The organism is Fluviispira multicolorata, assembly GCF_009208585.1.
GTDB lineage: Bacteria > Bdellovibrionota_B > Oligoflexia > Silvanigrellales > Silvanigrellaceae > Silvanigrella > Silvanigrella multicolorata.
The window spans coordinates 1-24,523 of record NZ_WFLN01000012.1 but is presented as its reverse complement, the minus strand read 5'-3'; the positions used below and the strand labels follow the sequence as shown (position 1 = coordinate 24,523).

The 24,523-nt window shown below is 32.3% G+C and carries 20 protein-coding genes and 1 tRNA gene; 6 read left to right on the top strand and 15 right to left on the bottom strand.

What is annotated here, in order from left to right; translation table 11 throughout:
• Positions 1-132 precede the first annotated feature (132 nt).
• From GCL57_RS14450 to GCL57_RS14415, 9 genes are all read right to left on the bottom strand, one after another.
• On the bottom strand, positions 133-1,152 hold the full coding sequence (locus GCL57_RS14450) for a hypothetical protein (protein WP_152214064.1): 1,020 nt from the start codon (positions 1,150-1,152) through the stop codon (positions 133-135).
• Entirely contained in the window at positions 1,153-2,181 is a 1,029-nt protein-coding gene (locus tag GCL57_RS14445) for an NAD(P)-dependent oxidoreductase (protein WP_161597781.1), read from the bottom strand.
• Positions 2,105-2,329, bottom strand: a complete 225-nt coding sequence (locus tag GCL57_RS14840; protein WP_161597780.1) for a hypothetical protein — start codon at positions 2,327-2,329, stop codon at positions 2,105-2,107. The genes GCL57_RS14445 and GCL57_RS14840 overlap by 77 nt, the downstream gene beginning before the upstream one ends.
• Before the next feature lie 115 nt (positions 2,330-2,444).
• A complete protein-coding gene (locus GCL57_RS14440) occupies positions 2,445-4,121 on the bottom strand; it encodes a SpoIIE family protein phosphatase (protein ID WP_152214062.1) in 1,677 nt (558 codons plus the stop codon).
• A gap of 76 nt (positions 4,122-4,197) precedes the next feature.
• Positions 4,198-4,890: a class II aldolase/adducin family protein gene (locus tag GCL57_RS14435; RefSeq protein WP_152214061.1), complete on the bottom strand. Its 693-nt coding sequence runs from the start codon at positions 4,888-4,890 to the stop codon at positions 4,198-4,200.
• A 2-nt stretch (positions 4,891-4,892) separates the two neighbouring features.
• A complete protein-coding gene (locus tag GCL57_RS14430; RefSeq protein ID WP_152214060.1) occupies positions 4,893-6,047 on the bottom strand; it encodes a RuBisCO large subunit C-terminal-like domain-containing protein in 1,155 nt (384 codons plus the stop codon).
• 26 nt (positions 6,048-6,073) lie between these two features.
• Positions 6,074-7,225: an S-methyl-5-thioribose-1-phosphate isomerase gene (mtnA, locus tag GCL57_RS14425; RefSeq protein WP_211363276.1), complete on the bottom strand. Its 1,152-nt coding sequence runs from the start codon at positions 7,223-7,225 to the stop codon at positions 6,074-6,076.
• On the bottom strand, positions 7,216-8,091 hold the full coding sequence (gene mtnP, locus GCL57_RS14420; protein WP_152214059.1) for an S-methyl-5'-thioadenosine phosphorylase: 876 nt from the start codon (positions 8,089-8,091) through the stop codon (positions 7,216-7,218). Before mtnP ends, mtnA begins: the two co-directional genes overlap by 10 nt.
• 11 nt (positions 8,092-8,102) lie before the next feature.
• A complete protein-coding gene (locus GCL57_RS14415; RefSeq protein WP_152214058.1) occupies positions 8,103-9,119 on the bottom strand; it encodes a glutathione S-transferase N-terminal domain-containing protein in 1,017 nt (338 codons plus the stop codon).
• A gap of 110 nt (positions 9,120-9,229) precedes the next feature.
• Here GCL57_RS14415 and GCL57_RS14410 point away from each other — a divergent pair, with 110 nt between their 5' ends.
• Complete coding sequence (locus tag GCL57_RS14410) at positions 9,230-9,739, top strand: hypothetical protein (protein ID WP_152214057.1); 510 nt, start codon at positions 9,230-9,232, stop codon at positions 9,737-9,739.
• A gap of 251 nt (positions 9,740-9,990) precedes the next feature.
• Positions 9,991-11,178: an elongation factor Tu gene (tuf, locus tag GCL57_RS14405; RefSeq protein WP_152214056.1), complete on the top strand. Its 1,188-nt coding sequence runs from the start codon at positions 9,991-9,993 to the stop codon at positions 11,176-11,178.
• Between the two features lie 118 nt (positions 11,179-11,296).
• Here tuf and GCL57_RS14400 read toward each other — a convergent pair whose 3' ends face one another.
• Positions 11,297-11,938: a response regulator gene (locus GCL57_RS14400; RefSeq protein ID WP_152214055.1), complete on the bottom strand. Its 642-nt coding sequence runs from the start codon at positions 11,936-11,938 to the stop codon at positions 11,297-11,299.
• A complete protein-coding gene (locus GCL57_RS14395; protein WP_152214054.1) occupies positions 11,939-14,788 on the bottom strand; it encodes an ATP-binding protein in 2,850 nt (949 codons plus the stop codon).
• A 197-nt stretch (positions 14,789-14,985) separates the two neighbouring features.
• On the opposite strand from GCL57_RS14395, the gene GCL57_RS14390 reads away from it, so the two are divergent.
• Complete coding sequence (locus GCL57_RS14390) at positions 14,986-15,693, top strand: dienelactone hydrolase family protein (RefSeq protein WP_152214053.1); 708 nt, start codon at positions 14,986-14,988, stop codon at positions 15,691-15,693.
• Here the strand turns inward: GCL57_RS14390 and GCL57_RS14385 are convergent.
• From GCL57_RS14385 to GCL57_RS14375, 3 genes are all read right to left on the bottom strand, one after another.
• The gene (locus GCL57_RS14385) at positions 15,690-16,427 is read right to left on the bottom strand and encodes a substrate-binding periplasmic protein (protein WP_152214052.1); all 738 of its coding nucleotides are present in this window, start codon (positions 16,425-16,427) and stop codon (positions 15,690-15,692) included. The genes GCL57_RS14390 and GCL57_RS14385 overlap by 4 nt on opposite strands.
• A gap of 167 nt (positions 16,428-16,594) precedes the next feature.
• A tRNA-Cys gene (locus tag GCL57_RS14380) sits at positions 16,595-16,669 on the bottom strand.
• A 63-nt stretch (positions 16,670-16,732) separates the two neighbouring features.
• A complete protein-coding gene (locus tag GCL57_RS14375) occupies positions 16,733-17,305 on the bottom strand; it encodes a gamma carbonic anhydrase family protein (RefSeq protein ID WP_152214051.1) in 573 nt (190 codons plus the stop codon).
• A 92-nt stretch (positions 17,306-17,397) separates the two neighbouring features.
• Here GCL57_RS14375 and GCL57_RS14370 point away from each other — a divergent pair, with 92 nt between their 5' ends.
• Entirely contained in the window at positions 17,398-18,513 is a 1,116-nt protein-coding gene (locus tag GCL57_RS14370; RefSeq protein WP_152214050.1) for a hypothetical protein, read from the top strand.
• On the top strand, positions 18,510-19,190 hold the full coding sequence (locus GCL57_RS14365; protein WP_152214049.1) for a tetratricopeptide repeat protein: 681 nt from the start codon (positions 18,510-18,512) through the stop codon (positions 19,188-19,190). Before GCL57_RS14370 ends, GCL57_RS14365 begins: the two co-directional genes overlap by 4 nt.
• 27 nt (positions 19,191-19,217) lie before the next feature.
• Here GCL57_RS14365 and GCL57_RS14360 read toward each other — a convergent pair whose 3' ends face one another.
• Positions 19,218-22,022, bottom strand: coding sequence for a hypothetical protein (locus GCL57_RS14360; protein ID WP_152214048.1), 2,805 nt, complete (start codon positions 22,020-22,022; stop codon positions 19,218-19,220).
• Between the two features lie 533 nt (positions 22,023-22,555).
• Between GCL57_RS14360 and GCL57_RS14355 the strand changes: the two genes are divergently transcribed.
• Positions 22,556-24,349, top strand: a complete 1,794-nt coding sequence (locus tag GCL57_RS14355; protein ID WP_152214047.1) for a PepSY domain-containing protein — start codon at positions 22,556-22,558, stop codon at positions 24,347-24,349.
• Positions 24,350-24,523: the final 174 nt, after the last annotated feature.

The following is a 24,523-nucleotide window of genomic DNA, read 5'->3' as shown; positions in this document are numbered from 1 at the left end:
TAAATTACTTTCATGAAAATTAAAAGTATTTTTAAAAAAAAATAAACATAAAATTACTTTGTCAATTTATTCTGCTTTTACCAGAAACGAACGTAAATCTTTTAAATAGTGTGGAATGTTTTATAAAGAAACTTATTTATTTCTTACCAAACCTTTTTTGTTAATTATAATTGAAAGACTTGAATCAACTGTTTTCAGGAGCGTGGGTCGACCTGTTCCCCAGTAAATTTTTATTTTTCCTGATTTTGCATCATTTGGCACGAGAACAAAAACCGATTGGAGTCCATTTTTTTTATTATATTTATTTAGTGTTGTGCGAACAGCTTTATTGCTTCCTTCAAAATAAATATATTTACCTGCAATATTTTTGCCTGTTAAAAAAATTCTTTTGCTAGTAAATGCATGCTTTGGCATCTCGGAAATCCAAGTTGTGAAAGCCCTATGCCTCCATGCAACTGTAAACTTATTGTGATCTCCATCCATTCCTTTCCATAATCCATTTGAACAAAAGCGATTGCTTGCTAATTTATAAATAGCAACACCCGCATATTTTCCCATTTCTGCTTCAACGCATCGTCCATCTTTAATATTTTTACAAACCCAACTGCTTGATTGAATAGAAATACAATTTTTAGGATCAAGCACCGCAATCGCATGTCCTGGAAAAGCTAGAATATCACCTGTTTGAGGACGAAAACCATTTTTACTTTGAGGTACACGAATAAAATTTCTAAGCTGTTTTGCATTTTGTGAATTTATATTTGCAAAAGTATGACTGATAATGGGAGCTTCAGTGAATAACGAATTATAAGGTAACTGCAACATATTGCGAAAAAGGTAGCGCAGGAGGCGTGTGCAATCGACACCATATTTTCGCATAAACTTAAATTTATCTTGAGATGCTTGATATCTGTTTTCCCAGAATTGTGAAATTCCATCTTTTTCATATGGAATTCCTTTATAAAGCAATCGATCATGAATGATTTTTGAAGAATGAATAAAATCTTTTGCAATAGAAGAATTATTTTGCTTGAGCAATTCTTCCCATTCAATCTCTGTTCCTAACGGAAAAGGAGCTTTAGAAGGAGCCGAACAAGCATGAAAGTTTAAAGAACAAAAGACAACAAGAACTAAAAATCTCAAAAAATTCATTTAATTTACTTGAAAGAGCAAAACTCCTGTTTCATGCTTTTCATACCTTTCAATATAATGCGATTTTATAGCTTCAAATACTCTTTCCCCCATTGCCCTCCGAGTTTCGTGTGTTGCACTTCCCAAATGAGGTATAACAAATAGGTTTTTTGAATTTTGAAGTTCTAATGACAAATTAGGTTCGTTACAAAAAACATCAAGTCCAGCCCCCGCTAGATGATTGCTATTGAGAGCATCCGCTAGGGCTTGCTCATCAATAAGCTCGCCTCGAGCGGTATTTATAACGAATGACCCAGCTTTTATCATTGAAATGCGCTTAAAATTCAACCATTTTTTTGAGTGTTCACTGAGGGGGCAGTTTAGAGATAGAACATCAATGCTTTTAAGAAACTCTTCTTCTTCTAATCTCTCTATATCATTTACTTTATTTTCTAGGTGTGACCATTGAGAGCTCTTTAAAGCAACGCATTTCATACCCAGCGCTTGGACTCGTTTAGCAAATGCTTTGCCAATTTGTCCATAGCCAACAATGCCTAAGGTCTTATTTTGCAAGCTGCTGCCCAGCATATAAGTTGGACTCCAACCTGGGTATTTGCCATTCTCTTTCATGATTAGATAGCCTTCACCAATGCGTCGCGTGACACATAATAAAAGCGTTAGAGCAATATCAGCAGTTGCATTGGTTAAAACACCTGGGGTGTTTGTAACACGAATTCCGAGCTCTTTTGCTGATTTAACATCGATATTATTAAAACCTACTCCAAAATTAGCAATGTGAGAAAGATTTGGTAATAGTTTTTTTATAATTACGAGTTCACTTGCATCGATTTTATCTATAATTGAGCAAACAAGTGTTAAAATATTTGAATCTTTTTTAAGGCTTAAAAAGTCTTTTAAATTTTGTGAAATACTTGAATTTTGTTTGGCAAGTAAAACAAATCCTTGTATTTGATTATTGAATTTTAAGGGGAGTCCAGGAAACTCCTGAGTTGTAATAAACTGAAATGGGAACTCTTTTTGTAAATTCATTTTTTTTATCTCTAAAAATAAGCTCTTCGAGCTGTGCATACCGAATATCTTCTTCAGAGACTGGAGGATTTAATTCAATTTCAAGAAAGTCAATATCTGGATTCTTAAAATCAGTATCACAAATTTGAAATTCAATTTCATCAAGCATTTTGTATCCTCCTTAAAATAAATAATCTATTTAAATTATCGTTAAAAAGATGAGGATAGAGATAGGCAAGAATGTGTTATTAGTAATTTTTGCCTATATTATGGGCAAAAATATCCTAGGATACATTTTTAAGAAACTTATCAGAATCTAGACTTTTATTTTTATCTTTTTCAAAATATTTTAGCATTTCATGCGAATAAGATGTGTCTTCATCAGAACACATTTTGCAAAATACAAAACTTACATCATCATCAAAAATTTCATCTTGAGCAAAGTTTTTTAAGTCTAAAGAGATTTCTTCAATCATTTCAGATGTATTTTTTGTTTCGAATTTAGTTAATAATTTTCTCAGTCTTCGTTCTGAATATTCTTGTTTATCTTTATTTTTTGCCTCGACTAGGCCATCTGAGAAAACAAATAAAATATCTCCTGTACTAAATTTTTTTGTATTCACTTCGTAAATAATTTCTTTTTCATCTAAATTTTTATTTAAATATCCTAATCGTTTTCCATTTATAACAAGTGTCGTTATATTTATTTGATTTTTATCACTGTCTTTTTTAATAAGAAATGGGAAATTATGCGCAGCATTTGCGAAAGTAATTGTTTCATCAATTGGACTGATAATTGCGGCAAACATTGTCATAAGTCTGTTTTTATCTCCACTTAAACGAACAACAATGTCAAGTTCTTCTAGGATTTTTGCGGGGTTTATTTCGTTTTTTGAATAGATAGAATCGCAATAACCTTTAACGGCAGCAGTCAACATTCCACTTGGCGTTCCATGCCCAGTTACATCTCCCAACATAATTAATATTTTTTTATTTGCTAAAGGATAAAAATGCCACCAATCTCCTCCACATTCAGAGGCAGCTTTAAAATAGCTTGACAATTCAAAATGACCAACTCTTAAATTTTTTGCATTTGGTATGAGAGACTCTTGAACTATTCTTGCCATTTCAAGTTCATTAGCCATACGCTGTTGTTCTTTTTGTTCTGCAATAAATTTAATAATTTGAATAACCATCAAATTGAAATTATTAATTAGACTATCTATCTCATCTTCACCAATATAACTTTTTCTTTTTTTAGTTTGAATAAATTCATTTTTTGCAATTTTTAAACTCGATTTTTCGAGTTCAGTTAATGGTAGAATTATGAGTTGTCTAATATAAAGAAAGCTAGTTATAATAATAACGACGCCTAATAAGAATGAGAGTAAAATAGATTTAGTGATTGTTTCATTGATAATCTCTGTAATATTTTGAGTTGAATAAGTCATTACAAAGTAACCAATTTTAAAAATTGTTTCTTTTCTTAGGTGATTTTCTTTTGAATAAAGAGCTGTGGCAATAATAACTTTTTCTTCTTTCTTTATTTTCTTTTCAAATATACTATTTTCTTTTTTTGTATTTATATTTTGAATGTCATTATCATTTAAGTAATTATTGAGAGAGTAAGATCTTCCATCTGCGTCTTTATCAAAAGTGGCAAACACTTTGCCACTCTCATCAAAAACAAGAACTGAATCGACTATTGGGTTTTTTAAGACTTGTTTTAAAGTCGTTTCTATAAGTGTTATGTCCAAACCCCAAATTCCATTTTCAATGATTGGAATAGCTGAGGTAAAGGCCGCTAAAGTATTTTTTTTAGCATCTAATTCCATTTGAGTACGGGTTCTTTTTATATCAAAATATGTATAAATGCTTACAACAAAGAAAATAATAAAAATGAGACTTGAGGCGATTTTTACAGTCAATGGAAGTCTAATATTTATTATTTTTTCTGACAAAAAGGCCTCCTACTCACTTAAAATAAGGCTTCAGAAAGAAGGATCTCAACAGAAAGTTTTCGGAGATGAGGGGAGACTACTTTAGATTATTTGCAAGGTGAAGAATAGCTTCAAGTCTTAGTTCTGCCTGAGAAATTGAGTTACCAAAACAGTAAATTCCATGATTTTCTAAAACAAAAGCACACAGCGGAGAAGGAGTTTCTATTTTAATAAAAATGCTTTCAATCTCTTGTGAAAGTAAGAGCATATTTTGATGATTCTCAATAATTGGAAGGTAATAATCTTCACTATGCGATTTTAAACCCAAAGCTTTTAAAAGTTCATGACCTTTTATTTTATATAAACTATGTCTAATAAAAGAAGAATTTTGCTTACTAAAAGTGGATTTTTCAGTTTTTTCTAAACTAAAAACTTCAAGTTCGGGTGCATGGCAATGCAATATTGCATTTGCATTGCTAAAATTTTTGTAAATAAGGGCATGCAGCAGAGTTTCGTCGCTTGGTTTTGGTGCCAGTGGATGCAGGGGAATGCCCGAAAAATTGGTACGAATAAAATGACTTGGATTGAGATTTCTCTTATGAATACCAGATTTTGTAATTAGGAACTCCGCAGATTTTGATCTTATACTAAAATTGCTGCTTGTTGCAGGAATGGCTTGACGTTTGTCGAGTCTGCACACTGTTTCGCATAAAGAATTTAATTCAATTCTTTCATTCAAAGATAAAGAAAAAAATGAGGCATCTTTATTATATTTTTGATATGTTCTCATGATTAATATAATTCTTTTCTAAATTCTTCAATGCTTTTTTGAATTCCATTTGGATGTGAAAAAATACCGGTACCCGCATTTAAAATAAAGTCTTCACTGAAATCTTTTTTTGCTAAGGGCGCATGTTCTGGTTTAATTCCCGCGCTTGGAACAGGAGTCATTCCATTTATTCGCCAATTTTCGTTATTTACAAGGCAGTTTTTCGCTACATCGAGAGCAATTTCTTTATTAAGTCCTAATTTACCATAAGGGCTTGGAAATAAGCTGAAATCAGCGCCTGCGGCTCTTATAAATTGTGCTAAAGTAACTCTAGGATGTATAGTTGCATTTTCTTCTTGAATACCGAAAGCTCCAACGAGCGCAGGATGCGACATTATAGGAAGACTTGTTACTTTTCTGAGTTCCTGAAGCACTTCAATGCCTGTAATCCATGTATTAATTAAAAAAGCATTTGCGCCAGCACTTTCCAAAGATTTAGCATGCTCAATAAATTTATTTCCTTCAATTTGTAAGTGGACGGCATACAAGGTTTTTAAATTTCTTTTTTGAGCTTCATTGGCAACAAGTGCTACTCTTTTTAAACTTTCCAATGGAGAAAGATCATGGCGAATTTCATCGTCTTTTAATAAATGAATACCAGCTTCGGCCGCTTCAACATATAGGAAAGCTATTTTTTCTGAACTCATTCCTACATTTGGTTTTAAAATACCCATTAAAAGCGGATCTTTATTATTTACACCAACTTGATTTCGTATAGAATTTATATTATTTTTGGGTCCGATTAAATTAATATTGTCAAAACAATCATTAGAAAACCAAACTGAGTTAAGCTGAACTCCCTCAAAAAAACTCATTTTACCAAATAGAATTGTCATAAGCCATGAGAGTTTTCGATGCCAAATATCAATAGGAAATGCAACGGTTGCTTCGTGATAATTATTATTAGTTTCAATATTAATGATTTTTGCAATTTTTTTTCTTAATATTTCAATATCGACATGTTGAGAGTCCCAAGCACCTAGAGATTGACCCAAAGCAATTTCTTCAATTATATTTATGGGATGTTTATCCGCATTAATTCGAAATTTCGCAAATGCATGGGGAACATTATTTAATGGTTCGAGAAGTTCATGGTTTTTAATATATTTTTTCATCATTTGTTCTCATTAAGTAATAGTTCTCTTTAAAAAAGAGAACTTAATTTTTTCTTTTTCTCTAAAAATTCAGAAACATCAAATTCGCCAATGGTATTCTTTGGAATGACTCCAAGCTCTGTAACAATGCCAGTAATAAGTGTTGCAGGCGTAATATCAAAGGATGGATTCCAAACGTTGATTCCATCTGCCGCAATTTGAATATTATTTATATGTGTTAATTCTTTTTTAGGGCGTTCTTCAATTGTAATTTCTTTACCGCTTTTTTTGTTACAATCGATAGAAGTTGAAGGAGCTGCAACATAAAAAGGAATATTATGGTATTTTGCCGCGATAGCGAGTTGATAAGTTCCAATTTTATTTGCAGTATCTCCATTGGCAACGACTCTATCAGCACCAACAACGACACCATGAATTCCTTTTTCTTTCATTAAAAAGGAAGCCATTGAATCTGAAATGAGAGTTGCAGATATTTTTTCATATACGAGTTCAAATGCTGTCAGGCGTGCTCCTTGATTATAGGGGCGTGTTTCACATGCATACGCGTGTTCTAATTTACCTTGGGAATGGAGAGTTCTAATAATTCCTAAGGCGGTTCCGTATCCTGCAGTTGCTAAACTCCCAGTATTGCAGTGAGTTAATATTTTAACTTGACTTTGCTTTGCAAAACACTCGGCTCCAAAATGGCCAATTGACATATTGTCAGAGATATCAATTTGTAAAAGTTCTTCAGCTTTTTTAATAAATAAATTTTTAAGAGACTCTCCGCCTGCAATATCATTTTCTAAATGAATTAATTCATTTTGCAATATGCTTTTCATTTCATCTGCCATCTTAAATAAGTTAACTGCAGTCGGGCGGCTTTCACATAAATAATCAAGCTTTTCAAAAATATATTTTTTAGTTTCTACTAAATTTAATTTTGACTTCAAGTTTTTAAGTTCAATGGCAAGACAAAGTGCAGCAGAAATCGCAATGGCTGGAGCACCTCTCACTTTCATGGTTTTAATAGCGGAAAAACCTTGTTCTACTGAAGAACAATCCTCATAAATAAATTCTTGAGGCAATAAAAGTTGATTGAGAATTTCAAATTTATTATTTTTATATCGAATTGCTTCTAGAGAAAGTAACATTGAAAAACTCATTTCTTTTTTTAAAGTAACAGTTAAATTTAATTCCAATATTTTCCATAAAGTAAATCAAGATTTCTTTTTGTTTCAGATGGAATTAAATTTTTATCAGTCATAATTGCATATTCGGCTGTATTAAAAATGGGATTTTTAGTTTCCAGTGGTATATTTTTATGAATAGAGAGTGCTATTCGTTTTGAAGCATCGACATTTTTCTTTAAAACAGCAAGCACGGCTTCAACAGTGACTGGTTCTGTTTCTTCTTTCCAGCAATCGTAATCTGTTACAAAAGCTAAAGTTGCATAAGCAATTTCTGCTTCACGCGCTAAAATTGCTTCAGGCATTGCAGTCATGCCTATAATAACCGCTTCTTCTCTTCTAAAACTATGACTTTCAGCCCGTGTGCTGAAACGAGGTCCTTCAATACATACGAGAGAGCCACCAAAGTGAGTTTTTACTTTTTCTTGTTCACACGCATTAGAAATATATTTTTGTAACTCTGGGCAAAATGGATCCGCAAAACTGACATGTCCAACCACTCCTTTTCCAAAGAAACTTCTTTCACGAACTCCAGTTGTTTTATCAATTATCTGTGTTGGTATAACTGCTGTTCCAGGAGCCGTTTTTTCTTGAAGTCCTCCAACAGCACTTACGCTGACAATATGAGTGACGCCAAGCTTTTTAAGCGCATAAATATTTGCACGGTAATTTACTTCGGAAGGTGTGAAGCGATGACCTTTGCCGTGGCGTGGCAAAAATGCAATAGGTTTTCCATCAATTTCACCTGTAATAATTTTGTCTGAAGGAGTTCCAAATGGTGTTGAAATTTCTTCTTCTTTTAAATTTTGAATGCCAGGAAGATCATAAAGTCCACTGCCACCAATAAAAGCGAGATAAGTTTTTTTAATTTGGCTCATGTAAACATCCTTTACTTAAAGATTCGGGAGGTAAGAACTTCTGCAAATGCAAAATCCATTGAGGTAACACCCCAGTTAGGTTCATGCGTACATACTTCTACTTTAAGTTGGCTAAAGTTATCAAGTGTGAACTTAGCATGATGGTCAGCAGTTTCTTGCACATCGCAGAGGGTCTGAATGGCTTTTATCGCATCTTCATAACTTTTAAAATGAAATACTGTTTCTATAAATGAACCTTGATTATTTTCATTTCTGTGCCACATCTGCGTTGAATTATATTTTCTAATAGACTCATTTAAATTTACAAGTTCTTCGGATATATCATCTACTAATTTTCTTGATGAGGATTTTATTTTTTGAATTTCACTTTTAGGAGTAAAAAAAAGAGAAATAAAATGAGTCAATTCTTCGATACTAGGTATGGCTTTTCTAATAGCAGAGTGAAATAAAATATCATTAAAGTATTTTTCTACTTTTGAGTTTTTTTCGGGTGAGATCCACTTTTTAAGTAGTTTTTCTGCGGCAATATAATAAAGTGCAAATGGAATTAAATGTATGTCTGCTGCATTTAAATTATTTCCTCCTAAGAAACGTTTGTCTTTTTTATTAAGAAGTTTTTCAAGTTCATAAAAAGCAATAGGTACTTTTGCCAGTGCTTTTCTTTCTTCGACAGCACTGCCATTTGTGAAGAGAATTTGAGCGATTGTCTTTGTTACATTTTCAGAAAGCAATTCTATTAGCATTTTTATTTTCATACTCTCATCTAAAGTACTGGCATAGAGCCTTTCTCCTTTACCTTGAATTGAGTCAAGATATTCAACAATAAGCATGCTATCTGAAAATCCATTTCCTTGAGAAAGCTCAAGTGCAGGTACGGTTTTGTTTGGGCTGATGTCAAGGAAGTCTTTGGGCGGGTTTTTAAGATCAATATCTTGAATTTCAATATGATAATCTACTATTTTTCTAATTTTTAAGGCTATTTTTACTCTAAAACAGAAAGGGCAATCTGGAATTGTATATATTTTCATAGTTTCTCCAGTTAAACGTCTAATTAAAAACTCGGAATAAAATTCCCTCCAAAATGAAATGAGCGCATGTCGATAAGTGATTGCTCATCTATATAATAGGAAAGTATACAATGCTAATCGAAATTTTGAATTTTATCTTATCTTATGTGGCTATTTTTATTGGCATAATAATTCAATCTGTTTTTCTTTTGCTTCCAATAGAGTTTAAAAACTGGGATGATGATACCTTAAATGTTATGACTTATGTCTCCTTGCAAGTGTTTGTGGGAGGAGTGCTCTTTGTTATTTCCCCCTGGTTTTTTGAAGCAAAACAGTTGAGCTCTTTCACTCTCATTGGCTTTTTTGGCGTGATTCTAATTTTGGCTGTTGCTCGAGCAATTATACTTATTCCTCTTGAGTTTACTCATGCGGTTAAAGAACAATTGTATATTTCAAAGAAAATTAATTTTTTTGAGTTTTTTTACTCAAAAAGAATGCTTGAATTAGGGGAAATCCCGTTTGATATGCCTGATGGAGAATTGCGTTATAATGCTTTTCGCGAGCGATTAGCTCGTTCACGTGCAGAAGATAATGAATCTATTATGGAGGAATTGATAAACTTAGAGAATGAATCACACTAAAATCTCTTAACAAAATCAAAAAAAACTCTTCTTTTCCTTTACTGCTGCATGGGATAAAACAAAGCAACTCTTGCTCTAAAAATTTATAAAGAGCACCTAAAAGATCATTGCATTTTCTATGGAATGTTTGTATCTATGCCCTTCACAGGTGCAGGAAGAGCTTTACAATCGCTCCTGACTGTGCTTATTCTAAGCATGATTTTTTTTCGTGTTGTTTTTATTTTGTGTTGCCTATACTGGAGGATTACACCGTGGCAAAGGAAAAATTTGAGCGTTCCAAGCCTCATATGAATATCGGTACCATTGGTCACGTTGACCACGGTAAGACCACTCTTACAGCTGCTATCTCTGCTGTTCTCGCTACACGTCAAGGTAAAGTTGCTACTAAATTCGACGAAATCGACAAAGCGCCAGAAGAAAAAGCTCGTGGTATTACCATTAACGCGTCTCACATTGAGTACGAAACCCCTAACCGTCACTACGCACACGTTGACTGTCCTGGTCACGCTGACTACGTAAAGAACATGATCACTGGTGCCGCTCAGATGGACGGAGCAATCCTCGTTTGTGCAGCAACTGATGGACCAATGCCTCAAACTCGCGAGCACATCTTGCTTGCACGTCAGGTAAACGTTCCATACATCGTTGTATTCTTGAATAAGTGCGATATTGCTGACCCTGAATTAACAGATCTCGTTGAAATGGAAATCCGTGAACTTCTTAGCAAGTACGGCTTTCCAGGTGATGACACCCCTGTCATTCGTGGTTCCGCTCTTGCAGCTCTTCAAGCTCCTGGCGACGAAAAAGCTGCTAAAGCAATTGTTGAACTTATGGACGCTGTTGACTCTTTCATTAAAGAGCCACCACGCCCAATTGACAAACCTTTCCTTATGCCTATTGAAGACGTCTTCTCAATTTCTGGCCGTGGTACTGTTTGTACTGGTCGTATTGAACAAGGTATGTGTAAAGTTGGTGAAGAGCTTGAAATCGTTGGTATCAAGCCAACTTCTAAGACTATTTGTACAGGCGTTGAAATGTTCCGTAAGGTTCTTGATCAAGGTCAGGCAGGCGACAACGTTGGTGTTCTACTTCGCGGTACAAAACGTGAAGACGTTGAACGCGGTCAAGTTCTTGCTAAACCAGGATCTATCAAACCATTCAAGAAGTTTACAGCTCAAATCTACGTTCTTAATAAGGACGAAGGTGGACGCCATAAACCTTTCTTCAAAGGTTACCGCCCACAATTTTATTTCCGTACAACTGACGTGACTGGTGTTGTTGATCTTCCAGCTAACGTTGAAATGGTTGTTCCTGGTGATAACGTTGAAATCACTGTTGAACTTATTACTCCAGTGGCTATGGAACCAGGTCTACGCTTTGCAATTCGCGAAGGTGGTCGTACTGTTGGTTCTGGCGCTGTTGGTAAGTGCATCGAGTAATCATACTCTTTAGCATCTAAGCAAAGTGTTTATGAAAAAAGCCTTCGAGAGTTTCGACTTTTGAAGGCTTTTTTTACTCGATTTTAGTATATCTTTCTTTTAAACTTTCTGAACTATTTTATAATTTAATCATTTTTGTATCTTGAGCATATGTTTCCATTTCAACATCACTGTCATAAGTAATGAGACTAATTTTTTTTACTATATCTGCAATTCTCCACAAAGCGGTATGCAGTTTCTTTCCAATATTTTCATCTTTTATTAAGGGATCATTTAAACAACTGATCGCAATTGTAAGTGGATTATTAATCTCATGATTATAAGTTGTAATCATGGCATTTAATGCCTCAAGTTTATTTAGTTTAGCCATTTCTAGGGAGAGTTCGGAGATTTTTAAATGAGTTGAAATGCGTGATACAGCAACTTCAAAATTTATTGGCTTCATAATATAATCGTTCGCACCTTTTTGAAGGCATTCTACAATATCCGATGTGTCTCCTTTTGCTGTTACCATTATTATGGGGAGTTCAAGCGAATTATAGGATTTTCTGACTTTAACTAAAACCTCTGAGCCAAGCGTGCCTGGCATCATAATATCCATAAGCATTAAATTGATTTTATTTTTTTTTAATACTTCTAAGCATTGCTCTTCATTGCCTGCTTGAAGTGTTTTATAACCCCCCTTTCGTGACAACCCATTGACGAGTAAATTCCTATCAAATTCACTGTCATCAACTACTAAAATATTTTTTGATTCCATTTATGAAAGTTCCTTTTTCAATTTAATTAATTCTTTTTTTAGATTAACTAACTCTAAATTTAGCATTGTTAAAATTTCTTGAGCTGAAATTAATTTTTTTCTTTGCCCCATTTCTTCTAGTTTTTTAACAAAATATCTTGATTTTTCAGCATAAAAATAAGACAAAATGCCATTTAAAGTATGAGCAGAAATTTCAAGTTCCTTTGAGTCATTTTTTTGAATCGATTTTTTAATTTTAGAGATATATTTAGGAAGATCAATTAAAAAATCATCAATTGTTTTAATTGCTAAATCATTCATACCTTGAAAGTTAGTAAGAAAGTTTTTTCTGTTGAATGATATATAATTTGTTAAATGGTTTGGTATATTTTTTTCATGATTTAACTCTGTATTTACTTGTTCTTTATTATCAAGGATATTTTTTATGAGAACATCCAAGATAATAGGTTTGCTAATGTAGCCATCCATACCACTGGCAAAACATTTATCGATATCTGCTTGTAAATTACTAGCGGTTAAGGCAAGTATTCTTGGTCTTTTTTTATTTTTAAATTTTTTATTAATTGCTTTAGTCGTTTCAAAACCATCTAGTTCAGGCATATGACAATCCATTAAAATGAGATCATAATTTCTTTTTTTAAGATACTCTAAAACTTTATTACCATTTTCTGCTATATCAGCTTTATATCCAAGTTTCTCTAAAAAGGAAAAGACTACTTGCTGATTTATCTTATTGTCTTCAGCAATTAAAATATTGAGCGGATGTTTCTCGCTTAAATTTTTGTCAATATTTTTTCTTGAGTATTCATCAATTATTACTTCACTATTATCACTTTGAGTAGCAATAAAGTTAAAAATAAATTTTGATCCTTTTCCTATATCGCTTTCTACCCAAATTGTTCCTCCCATTTTTTCACATAGACCTTTACAAATTGCTAAACCTAATCCAGATCCGCCAAACTTACGGGTGCTTGATGCGTCGACTTGTGAAAACTCTTTAAAAAGTTTGTGTTGGGCATCTTTTGAGATTCCAAAACCTGAATCTTCAACTGTAATTTCAATTTTAAATTTTTTATCTTCAATCTTCTTTGCATTTGAAGAAATCTTAACAAAACCATTTTGTGTGAACTTAATTGCATTGGATATAAGATTCATAAGAATTTGTCTTATTTTTGTGGGGTCACCTGAAATCCATTCGGGTACAGATAAATCTTGAGAATAGGATAAAGAAAGTTTTTTATCGTTCACCTGTGCAGAAAATAATTCTGTAATTTCATGAATCATATTTTTTATTAAAAAAGTAATATTTTCGACTTCTATTTTTTGCGCTTCAATTTTTGAAAAATCTAAGATGTTATTAATTAAATCTAGTAATAAATATCCGCAGTTTTGAATTATTTTAAGACGTTCTATTTGTTCTGGAAGAGGGCTGCTTTCTAGTAATAAACGACACATACCAATTATTCCATTCATTGGTGTGCGAATTTCATGACTCATATTAGCTAAAAATTCTGACTTCGATTTTACTGCAGTGAGCGCGGCTTCCTTTGCTTTATAAATTTCTGTAACATCATCAAAAATTGTTAACATGTATCTGGGTTCTTCACCTAGATCTGTTATAAGAGGTAACTTTCGCGTATGAAGCAACATTTTTTCTTTATTTGGAATTTCTAATTCTTCTGCTTCTATTTCAATAAGATTTCCTGTTTTAAATGCTTTGAGATCCAGTTCAAGAGCTCGTTCTGCCATTTTTTTTGGATAGAGTTCAAATGCAGTTTTCCCTAGGGTTTCATCAGCGCTTAGCATTAAAAGATTTTCGGCGCCCTTATTCCAGATTGTAATTCGTAAATCATTTTTCATGTCTTTAACGACGATTCCTGAAGGGATATTTTGTAAAATAATATCGAGAAAAATTCTTTGATCTAAAATTTCTTTTTGAATATTTTTGACTTCGTCAGCCATATTTTTCTGAGCGGTGATATCTTCAAATTCATAAATAACAAAGATAGGTTTTGTTTCTTTGGGTATAAATATTAAAGATATATTCATTCTTATCCAGCGAATTTTTCCACTCTTATTTTTTAATCCTATCAGAATATTTCTTTGATTTTCCCCTGTTTTTAGAGAATATTTTGGAGGAATATCTTCATCTTGATAAGTATTTTCATGTTCATCAATCAAAGTAAAATTTGAAAAAATGGATGACATATTTTTTAATTGTTCAGAACTGATTTCAAGTATGTTGAGTGCAGCTTGATTGGAGTCATAAAATTTTCCATTTTTATTTTGAATAACCATTGCATTTGTTATGTTTTGAAAAATATTATTAAAATGATTGTTTATTTTATAGTAGTTGGTATTTAATATGCGCAATTCTAATATATTTATTATATGCTTTGAAAGATTTTCAAGTGATCTTTTTTGTTCATCCGTCAATATTTTTGGATTACTATCTATCACGCATAGGGTGCCAATGGAATGACCATTTGAAGCTATGAGTGGAGCTCCCGCATAAAATCGAATATGTGGGGGCTCGGTTACAAATGGATTGTCAAAGAAACGAGCATCAGCTCTCGCATCTTGAATTTCAAATATCTCTTTTTGTTGAATGGCATGTCCACAAAATGAGATATCTCGAGGAGTTTCTTTTGCACACAATCCTTTACTTGATTTAAACCACTGTCTTTCTGAATCGACTAAACTGATAAGAGAAATTGGAGTTTGACAAATTGCAGAGGCTAATTGTGTTATATCGTTAAAGACTTCCTCTTCGTCAGTGTCTAGAACAAAAAAGTTTTCTAAAGTCTTTTGGCGTTCCTCTTCATTCTTTCCAATGGGTGCTTTTAGCATTCGATATCCTTATTAAGATTTCATCGATTTATCTTAAATAAATATATTATTTTTGCTCTGTTTTTAAAAGTGGGGGCTCTTGATAAATAAAAGTGTCAATGATAATTTGCAATCGAATATGAATCACACTCTGTTTTTATATTTTTATAATTAGTATATAATATTTGTGGTTAAATTAAAAAAAGGAAAATATTTTTATGAAATCTTATAATATTGATTATCGTGTGGATGAGACAGTTTGTCGAGGATATGTGGTTGAACCAAAGTCAGAAGGAAGGAAACTTCCAGGAATTCTTATGTTCACTGATTTTTGGGGTGTAAATGCAAGACAAAAAAGAGTAGCGGAAAAATGGGCAAATTTAGGCGCTGTTGTTTTTGTTGCTGACTTGTATGGAGAACAAAAAATAGGAAGTTCTTTTGAAGATTCTGGAAAACTTATGCACTCTGCCATAGAAAATGAAGAAGTATTTCAGAAAAAAATATTTATTGCATATGATATGTTAAAGAAAAATCCTTTAGTCAATAATGATAATTTATTTTCAATAGGTTATTGTTTTGGTGGAGCTGTTTCTTTAAAGCTTGCTCGCATGAGTGAAGGTTTAAAAGGGGTCATTAGTATTCACGGTTTATTAACTTCTCAATTAAGAGTTCCATCAAGTAAAAAAATGCCTAAAATACTTATTTTAAATGGGGCTCGTGATGGTATGGTACCTGACTCTGATATAAAAAATTTTCATGAAGAAATGATTGCATGTAATGCCGATTTTACTTTTATTTCATACGGACAAAGTACACATGCCTTTACAAACGCAGATGCTGCTGGCAATGCTGCAACTGCATATAATTATATAGCTGATAAAAGAACTGATTTTTATGTTACAGAATTTTTACGAGAAAGTTTCTAATAAGATTCTATAATTCTTTTATATTCTTCTGTTGCCATAAATTTTTTTGCTTCTTTATCAAATTTTATGATAAAATTATCATCTGTTTCTTTTTTGAATATTATAAATAATTTCATTTCATTTAATGCTTCACCAATAGGAACAATTTTATTTAGCTCAAGCATTGCTTTAATAGATATGCTTTTAATATAGCCTTCATTTGAGGCCATAAAGTCAGCCTCTCCTTTTAGTATTGCTGTTAAGCAGGATTTTGCATCAAATTTAGTAATTACTTTTAATTCATCTTTATCAATTACTTTTTGAATTGCAGACTCAACATAATATCCAATTGGATTACAAAATATTTTATTTTTAAAGTCGTCCACATTTTTTTTGTTTTTGTGCTTTATATTTGCATAGATAAATATTTTTCCACTAATAAGACTTACGGTAGAATACTTTACTTCCTTTTTTCTTTGCTCTGTAATTGCATATGGAAATGTTGCATCGGCTTTATTTCTTTTTACTATTTCATATCCACGAGCCCAAGGTAAATATTCGATTTTAAAATTTAAATTGAGACGTTTAAATATTTCTTTGACAATGTAGGTATACATTCCCCCTTCTTTTAGCTTTTCATCACTATAGGGTGTAAAATCATTTCCAGTGATTAAATAGATTTGATTTTTGCCAAAAATCTTATTATTTATAGATAAAAAAATGAGAATTGATATTATTAAAGTATATTTTTTCATATTGCTCTCGATAATTGTTATCTTTTAGAGCGATTTTAATTTATGAAAAATAAAAAAGCAATTGTGTCAAAGGAATTATTTTTTAATTATAAAATTTTATGCATCTACTTAGGAAGATTTATAAGTAAATTCGGCATGTCAATTTAGAAATGAGTTTTCGGGAGAAATGGAGGTGCCGATCGGATTTGAACCGATGTGAAAACGATTTGCAATCGTTTGCGTAGCCGCTCCGCCACAGCACCTTGTGAAGAGTGGTTGAAGCTATAACGTCTTTGAAATGACTTTGCAAGTCCTTCTCGTAGATTTTATGATTTTTTAGATATATTACTGAAATTATAGCCTTTTGCGTATTCTAGGTAGCGAAAAGTCGTGGCAAGAATTTTATTGTATTCTTCGTCAGAAACCATTCTAACGACTTTTGCAGGTGAGCCTATGACGAGGCTGCGTGGTGGAATTTGTGTTCCTTGGGTAATTAAGCTACCAGCACCAACTATCGATTCTCTGCCAACCACAACTTCATCCATAATGGTTGCACCCATTCCAATAAGACAACCTTCTTCTACGCTGCAGCCATGAAGGATGGCGAGGTGACCAATACTCACATTTTTTGCAATATGAGTCGGGTTTTTTTGGAAAGTGCAGTGTATGACGGCTCCATCTTGAATATTAGTATTTTCTCCGACTTTTATAAAATGGACATCAGCACGTACGACGGCATTAAACCAAACACTACAGTTTTCACCAAACTCAACATCGCCAATAATACGGGCGCCATCAGCAAGAAATACAGAATTTGGAATTTTAGGTAGGATTCCTCTATATGCTGTTATTGTTGCGAAAGGACTTTTATTTTGTAATTGGTTTAAATCTTGTTCCATAAATGACTCTTCTCCTTTTTAGATCAAAGCAAAACTAACCGATGAAATCACAGGTTTCAATATCTAAAATGAATAATAGGAAATAAGAATTCTTGAAAAGGTTTGTTTATTTAAAAATAAAAATAATTCTTTTTATTCTAATAAACTATTTATTTATAGTGGAAATGAAAGCACTTGATACATCAAGTTTAAAAAAATCTGCTCCAATTTATCAAAACCCATTTGATCTTGCAAGTGGTGGAGCGAGTATGACACGTGCCACCCAAGAAGGGGTTTTATTTTCAAATCCAAGTTTACCAGCATTTGGTGAAGGAATTTTTCGTTGGACATTTTTACGGAGTACGGTGAGCATTGGGGCTGATACCATTTCATTTGCAAAAGATGCTGTAACAGCCGCAGGCAATTTCAATGCAACCCAATTACAAAATTTATTGACAGATGTCGTTAAAAAACCTGTTCATTTTGGATTAGACAATGCTGCAGGTGTCATCACTTCAAATTTTGGAATGGCGGGTTTTGCAGTTGCTAAAATCGATGTGGAAGGGCGCGAGTTTGGAACTCTTGGGTTACCAGAAATTCATTTACGAAACAACGGTTTTGCAGGTATTGCAACCTCTATGAGCACTCAATTTGCTGATATCTTAGCAATCGGAGTGGGACCTAAATATATTTACAATGCAGAAATAAATACCGATCTTGGTGTGAATGATATTTTAAATGTGAGCCAAGCTCAGGATAAAGTTTTAAACTCAATAAAAAGAGGAAGCGGCATTTCAACAGATATTGGTGTTACTTTACAAAAGCGTTCAAAGTATTTTGATGTGCGGCTTGCAGGAGTTGTTTCTGATTTAGGTAACACAACTTTTACAGGAGGAGTGCCCCCTTGGCTGCAAACTTATAATGCAGGTATGGGGTTTGCTCTGCATGATGAAACCAATGCGTTGCACTGTGCTATTGATTATCGAGATATTACCGATGTGTATGGAGAAGATTTGCCTAAAAAAGTTTATATGGGTTGTAAGCTTTTAATAACCCGTATTTTTGGAGTTGGTTTTGGTTATTTACAAGGCTGGCCATCTTATGGAGTTGTCTTAAATTTATTCTTAATGAGAATTGAGGCAGGATCATATACAAAAGATGCTGGAAACTATCAGGCTGGAATATTAGGAAGACAAGTATATTTTGTTTCTTTAGGGTTTGAATTATGAAGCGGTTATTTTCATTATTAATATTATTTTCTCTATTAATGAATACTTTATCTTGTAGTGGTAATATACTCTCTTCGTTTTCTTCGCAAAACTATCAAGAACAAGCAGAAATCGATATGCAAAATGGAAATTACTCTTCTGCCCAAACAAAACTTGAAAAGATCTTAGCATCTGATTCCACAAATTACACAGCTCGTTCTTTGCTTGCTTCTTGTTATGCCGCTCAAGGTGGAGTTATTATTTTTCAAGTTCTCATTACTGCAGTTACAAGTTCAAGCTCTTATAATATCAATACTGATCCTTTTGGTTTTACGGGTGCTATTTTGCCGAATCCAACTGCATTTGTTTTAAGTCAAATGCAATTGGCAGTTAATTCAATGGCACTTATTCCTGCTGCAGGTTTATCAAGTGATATGCAATTTGTACAAGCTATGTTTATTAATTTATATTTATTGTTACAGCTTGAAGAATTACTTGCTTTGTTACGTGCAGGAACTCCTTGGACTGCGGCACAAACTGCGTTGGTTGTCGCTACGCTAAACTCTGCTATTGCTTCCAATGTGAGTAGTACAAATCCAATCACAGAATTATTTTCCGCTGTCACAACAGGTATTACAAATACCCCAGGTGCAACCCAAGCATTGCAAGTTCAAAATTTCTTAACATTTTTTATTTAAATTCACTTTTAAATAATATTTTATTAGTTATAAAATGGAAATAACTGATAATAATGTAGCAACAGAAGCTCCTCCAATTGCCACTGTTGTTGACGAAGTAGTGATAGGAGTTGAATCGAGCATATTTAATGCTTCATTCGCATCTTCACCCATGTTAACTGCATTTTCAAATTCATATAAATAATCGTTCATTCCATCTCCATAATCCCGCATTCCTTCCCCAGTGTCGTGCACTCCGTCTCCATAATCCTTTAATACTTCTTGGTATTCCATTGCATCAAGATCTTCAAATTCATCAAAATCTTTTAATCTTTCTATTAGATATTGGTCTTTTATATATCCTTCTCCACCATCCATTCTAAGATATCCTCCTCCCCCTTCAGGAGAAATAATCGAAGTATTGTTTGATGCAATCGATGAGCCAATATTAGAAGGAGGATTATTTTGAATTGGGACTGAAGGGTTCATATCCATATATTCATATTCAGTTAAATAGGAATATCCAGAATCTCGTGAAGAAACAGATAATAATGGCAATGGTGGAGGTAAAGGATTATTTATAATTTTTACAATTGGTGAGGTAAGATTTCCTAAAATATTATTATTAGTTTTTGTTCCTCTATTAATTTTTGAAGACTGTAAATTAAGTTCCTCTTTCAAATTATATTGAGCACTTTTCATTTGATTTACTATAGAATTGAGTTGAATTATTACCTTTGGGTTTACTAATGATAAGAATTTGTATTCTAATGTTAGAGTTTTGATTTTGTGTAATATATTAAAAATATTTATAATATTTTGTTTGCTTTGATTGATATCTACGTTGCCTAGGTAAGTAAAGTAATTGTTAGACTTTGCTTCATTGGGGTAAGAAAAACCTTTAGATGAGGGATTTTCTGTAAAATTTCTTACAAATAAGTTTAATTTATGTATATTATTTTGGTCTGAATAAAAATGAATTTCTTTAAGATCTGTATCTCTGTTTAATTCACCAATGCTAAATTTTTGTAATTTTAGAGAGGTAAATAAATTATTAATTTTTGATATATCAGGCAGAGATGTTTTATTTGGTAAAGAACTAATAAAGCTTTTTACTTCGGGTTGGAGAGTGTCAAACCATCTGGATGTTTTTATTTTATTTATAAATTTTTTTGCATTAGGAAGGGTAGGTAAAGAATATTTTTGAATAAATAAATAAGCATATAAAATATTGGGTAAATCTTTTTTAATTTTAAATCCATTATCCCATCCAGATTGACTATATGCTAAATTTCCAAGAGCTAAAGATTTTAAGTAGAAATTATTTTTCCCTGAAGTAGGGGTTATCCATTGTAGATCTTGACTCAAGTCATATTCAGCCTTGTCTTTAAAAATATGATAAATTTCTTCAAGATCATTTTCTAAAAAATCATATTTTAAGTTGCTATTTTTAATTATATTAATATTATTTTGTTTTTCAAATATCCATTTCTGATCTGAATCCTTTATATTGCAGGTTATGAACTCGAATTGATGAGGCGAATTAAAAGGGCTTAAGCATTTCCCTTTTTCATTAGCAGAAGCAATCATAAATTCAATTGCAGCAGAATCTATTGGAAATATTATAAATTCTTGTGATAGATCATGAGGAATACATGATTTAATATTTGCATTAATGTATTCCTTTTTCTTGCTAGGCATCACATTGATCAAATTTTTGGCGTCATTATTTATTGCTTTTGTATATGACAAACATTTATTAGATAATTTTGAAATAACTTTGGTAGTTTTAGGGAGAAAATCTAAAAATAAACTATTCAATTTGAATTGATTTTTTTTCAATTTTGCCTTGTCATGTTCAGATTCATCTGCCAGTTCCATTGCTAATAATGTTTTAAAAATTGCTGATGGAAACTCAACTATTTTATTTTTAATAATTTCAATAGTTTCTCTTTTTTTAATTTCATTTTTAATTATTGAGATTACTTCTTTTTTATTCATAATTCCTAAATATTTTGATATAATATCTGGATCTTCTTTGTATTTAAATTTATAATATACTTTTTTAGTCTTTGTCTCAGAAGAAGGTTGAGTATTCCAATTATTCCATTTAGCATAAAATTCTTTTTCTGTTTGGGTAAAATCATAATCGTCTTCATTTGATTTTTCTATATATTGGGAAAGATATCCATAATTTGCTAAAGAGTAAGTACTCTTTTGATAATAATTTGGACCAAAGCCACCCCATTTTTCGCTATAAGCGGGCCAATACGATTTATACCAATAGTTAAATTCAATACTCCGAAATATTGTTGGAAATTTTTTAAAATAACCACTTATAATAGATTCAACAAATTGGTTTTCTCCGTGGTTTAATAATATAGCTAATTGATTTACAGTATCAGTAAATAATTCATTTACGGAATTTATTTTAAAATTATTCCAAATAAATTTACTATCAATTTCATTAATGACATGGAGCTTTGCATAGTAATGCTCAAATTGTTTAAATATAGATTTTGAGACATGATTCTTTGGAATTTCATTTATTTTTGTAATAAAAATTTCGTTTTTATTTTTAAAATTTTCGAATCTATCTTTAAATATATTAAAATTTTCCCAATCTTTTTCTGCAATAGAGGCTTGATCTGTCGTCCCTAAATTTTTACATTTTCCAAAAAATTCTGAAATAGAGTTGCAATTAGTTGGAGTAATTATATTTGATTCAAATGCTGAATCAGTAAGTGTTTCAGATATTGACTTATAAGTTGAGTCAAAGGCTGAAACAAATGATGAAGCTGATGAAGAATATGAAATAAAGAGCAGGGATGAAGAGATTATTATTTTTTGCATAGAAAATTCCTTTTATTAAATTAGAACTAAATAAAAATTAATGAAATATTAGAAAATATTTTAACTTATTAGGTAAGTGTAAAGCTTTTTATTTATTAGAGAGGAATAAAAATATTAGTTCATTATGAAGTAATAAAAATTAAACCATAACGATTATTTTTTTTATTTCATATAAAAATTAAAATGTCAATACTCTTTTTTAATTAATATTATATATATTAAATATTACTAATATTTATATGTTTTAAAGGCACGTAAACAATTTATTTTTATTTATTAAAAACTAATGAGCTAATACTTATTTTTAATAATATATATAAAATTATAAATAAATTTAATTAAAAGTTAAAAATAATTTATATTGTTTTGAATAATTATATTTAAAAATAATACAACAAATAACAGACTATGCAGTCAAAATATAGACTGCTACGAGTGTAATATTAAATTGTTACATTTATATTCAATAAAAGAATTTAGACCAAATTTCTTGGTTTTTGTAAGCACGCAATTATCACTTGGAGAAATTTTGAATGAATATGAATAAGATGTCTTTAGCATTGATCAGTTCTTCTTTGTTTACTTTTGTGACTTTATCTGCAGGAGCAGAAATTCCTCAGAAATCAAATAATTTGACAAGTTCTCTTACAATTGGAGTGAGTCCATTACCTACTTTAATAGAAAATGAGGGAGGACTGTATAGAACAGATGGAATAGCTGAAATTGTCTCTGATACAAATTTTAAGACCACAAATTTTCAATTGGTAAGTGCTTTGAGTGAGCCAGAAAACAGAGAAAAATCATCAATCTCAATTGCACTTGAATATTTAAAGATAAATTCAAGTAAATTTGGTTTGAGCGCTGAAGAGATTTCTGAATTAGAAGTGACCTCTACACGTTTAAATGAAAAGTTTTCAGTTGTTCGCTTTGAACAACGTATTAATGGAGTTTCGGTTTATGGAAGCGAAATTGCTGTTACTGTAACTTATGATGGTAAAGTAACATTTGTCGCAAGCAATACAGTAACAGGTCTTGCCAAAACTAAATTTAGCAGTGCAAAAATTATAAATATGAATCAAGCTATTCAACTTGCTAAAAAGCATCTTGGAGTTAATAGATTAAATTTTAAAAAAGCTGATCTTGTGATTTATAAATCAACTGATGCAAGTCAATATGATGCTTGGCAAGTCAGATTGACTCCGAATGATGGCCCCAAAGGTGATTGGGAAGTAATTGTAGATGCTGTTACTGGAAAAATACTTCGTGCAGAAAATAAAGAACTTCATGCAAAAGGCAGTGCGCAAGTTTTTAAAGCAGATCCTCTTGCGCTTGCAGGAAAGAAATACGGTGATATTGGATTTGTCGACAATACTGCAAACTCTAGTTCATCCAATATCAAACAAACTCCAACAGATTCTCCTGAACTTACAGCAGCTCGTGTGAATGTTACTTTAGAAGACGTAACTTTTAAGGACGGAAATTACTCACTTGCCGGACAATACGCAGTTTGCGGAGATTTTGAAAGTCCACAAGACAAAGCTTGTCCAGTGCAGCCTCAACAAAATTTTGATTTCACAAGAACGAATTTGTATTTCGATGGCGTCAATGCATATTATGCAATTGATTCATATATGCGTTATGTAAATGAAACTTTAAATGTAAAAGTAATGCCATTTCAATACAAAGGTGGAGTCCTTTTTGACCCTCATGGGTTGAGTGGAGAAGATAATTCTCATTATATTCCAAGCGCAGGAAAGCTTGCTTTCGGTCAGGGCGGAGTTGATGATGCGGAAGATGTAGCAGTTGTCATCCATGAATTAGGGCACGGTATTCATGATTGGCTCACTCATGGAAATGCAGGGAATGACGGTCAAAATGGAATGGGTGAAGGTACAGGAGATTATTTAGCAGGGGGATATCTGCGAGATGTTAATGAAAGCAAATGGAAATCAACTGACACTGAGTACAATTGGGTTATGCGTTGGGATGGGCACAATCCATTTTGGGGCGGACGTGTGACAAATTGGAATATTGGTCGCACTTATCCAAAGGATGTCGTCAACACAGGCTCTCCTCACACGGCAGGGCAGTATTGGTCTTCTTGTAATTTGGATGCGCGCGATAGACTTGGAGCTAAATTAATGGATGCGGTTTTTTTAAATGGTCTCTCTAAAACAATCCGTTCGACAAATCAAAAGGGAGCTGCCCAAGCAATTATTGATGCTGCTAAAGATATGCATTATTCTCAAGAACAAATAGATAAAATTGCATATGCTTATAACACTTCCTGTACTTATGGTGTAACAGTTCCAAGAGCTCTTGAATGAACAGAGCAAGGCCGCATTCTCGCTCCTTTAGGGGCGAGTCAAGGCCAATTGATCCATTGTCGGCGAAGTGGACGAGGAATTAAAAAAACACGATAGTGGCTTTTTTAATTATATTAGTCGGCTCGCAACCGTACTTTTCTTTCACGAATTGATTGGGCAACACCTTTTTCTGAT

Bases quoted from the DNA above. Each gene is read 5' to 3' on its own strand.
- GCL57_RS14450 (WP_152214064.1), bottom strand. From the start codon at position 1,152: ATGAATTTTTTGAGATTTTTAGTTCTTGTTGTCTTTTGTTCTTTAAAC.
- GCL57_RS14445 (WP_161597781.1), bottom strand. From the start codon at position 2,181: ATGAATTTACAAAAAGAGTTCCCATTTCAGTTTATTACAACTCAGGAG.
- GCL57_RS14840 (WP_161597780.1), bottom strand. From the start codon at position 2,329: ATGCTTGATGAAATTGAATTTCAAATTTGTGATACTGATTTTAAGAAT.
- GCL57_RS14435 (WP_152214061.1), bottom strand. From the start codon at position 4,890: ATGAGAACATATCAAAAATATAATAAAGATGCCTCATTTTTTTCTTTA.
- GCL57_RS14430 (WP_152214060.1), bottom strand. From the start codon at position 6,047: ATGATGAAAAAATATATTAAAAACCATGAACTTCTCGAACCATTAAAT.
- mtnP (WP_152214059.1), bottom strand. From the start codon at position 8,091: ATGAGCCAAATTAAAAAAACTTATCTCGCTTTTATTGGTGGCAGTGGA.
- GCL57_RS14415 (WP_152214058.1), bottom strand. From the start codon at position 9,119: ATGAAAATATATACAATTCCAGATTGCCCTTTCTGTTTTAGAGTAAAA.
- GCL57_RS14410 (WP_152214057.1), top strand. From the start codon at position 9,230: ATGCTAATCGAAATTTTGAATTTTATCTTATCTTATGTGGCTATTTTT.
- GCL57_RS14400 (WP_152214055.1), bottom strand. From the start codon at position 11,938: ATGGAATCAAAAAATATTTTAGTAGTTGATGACAGTGAATTTGATAGG.
- GCL57_RS14395 (WP_152214054.1), bottom strand. From the start codon at position 14,788: ATGCTAAAAGCACCCATTGGAAAGAATGAAGAGGAACGCCAAAAGACT.
- GCL57_RS14390 (WP_152214053.1), top strand. From the start codon at position 14,986: ATGAAATCTTATAATATTGATTATCGTGTGGATGAGACAGTTTGTCGA.
- GCL57_RS14385 (WP_152214052.1), bottom strand. From the start codon at position 16,427: ATGAAAAAATATACTTTAATAATATCAATTCTCATTTTTTTATCTATA.
- GCL57_RS14375 (WP_152214051.1), bottom strand. From the start codon at position 17,305: ATGGAACAAGATTTAAACCAATTACAAAATAAAAGTCCTTTCGCAACA.
- GCL57_RS14365 (WP_152214049.1), top strand. From the start codon at position 18,510: ATGAAGCGGTTATTTTCATTATTAATATTATTTTCTCTATTAATGAAT.
- GCL57_RS14360 (WP_152214048.1), bottom strand. From the start codon at position 22,022: ATGCAAAAAATAATAATCTCTTCATCCCTGCTCTTTATTTCATATTCT.
- GCL57_RS14355 (WP_152214047.1), top strand. From the start codon at position 22,556: ATGAATATGAATAAGATGTCTTTAGCATTGATCAGTTCTTCTTTGTTT.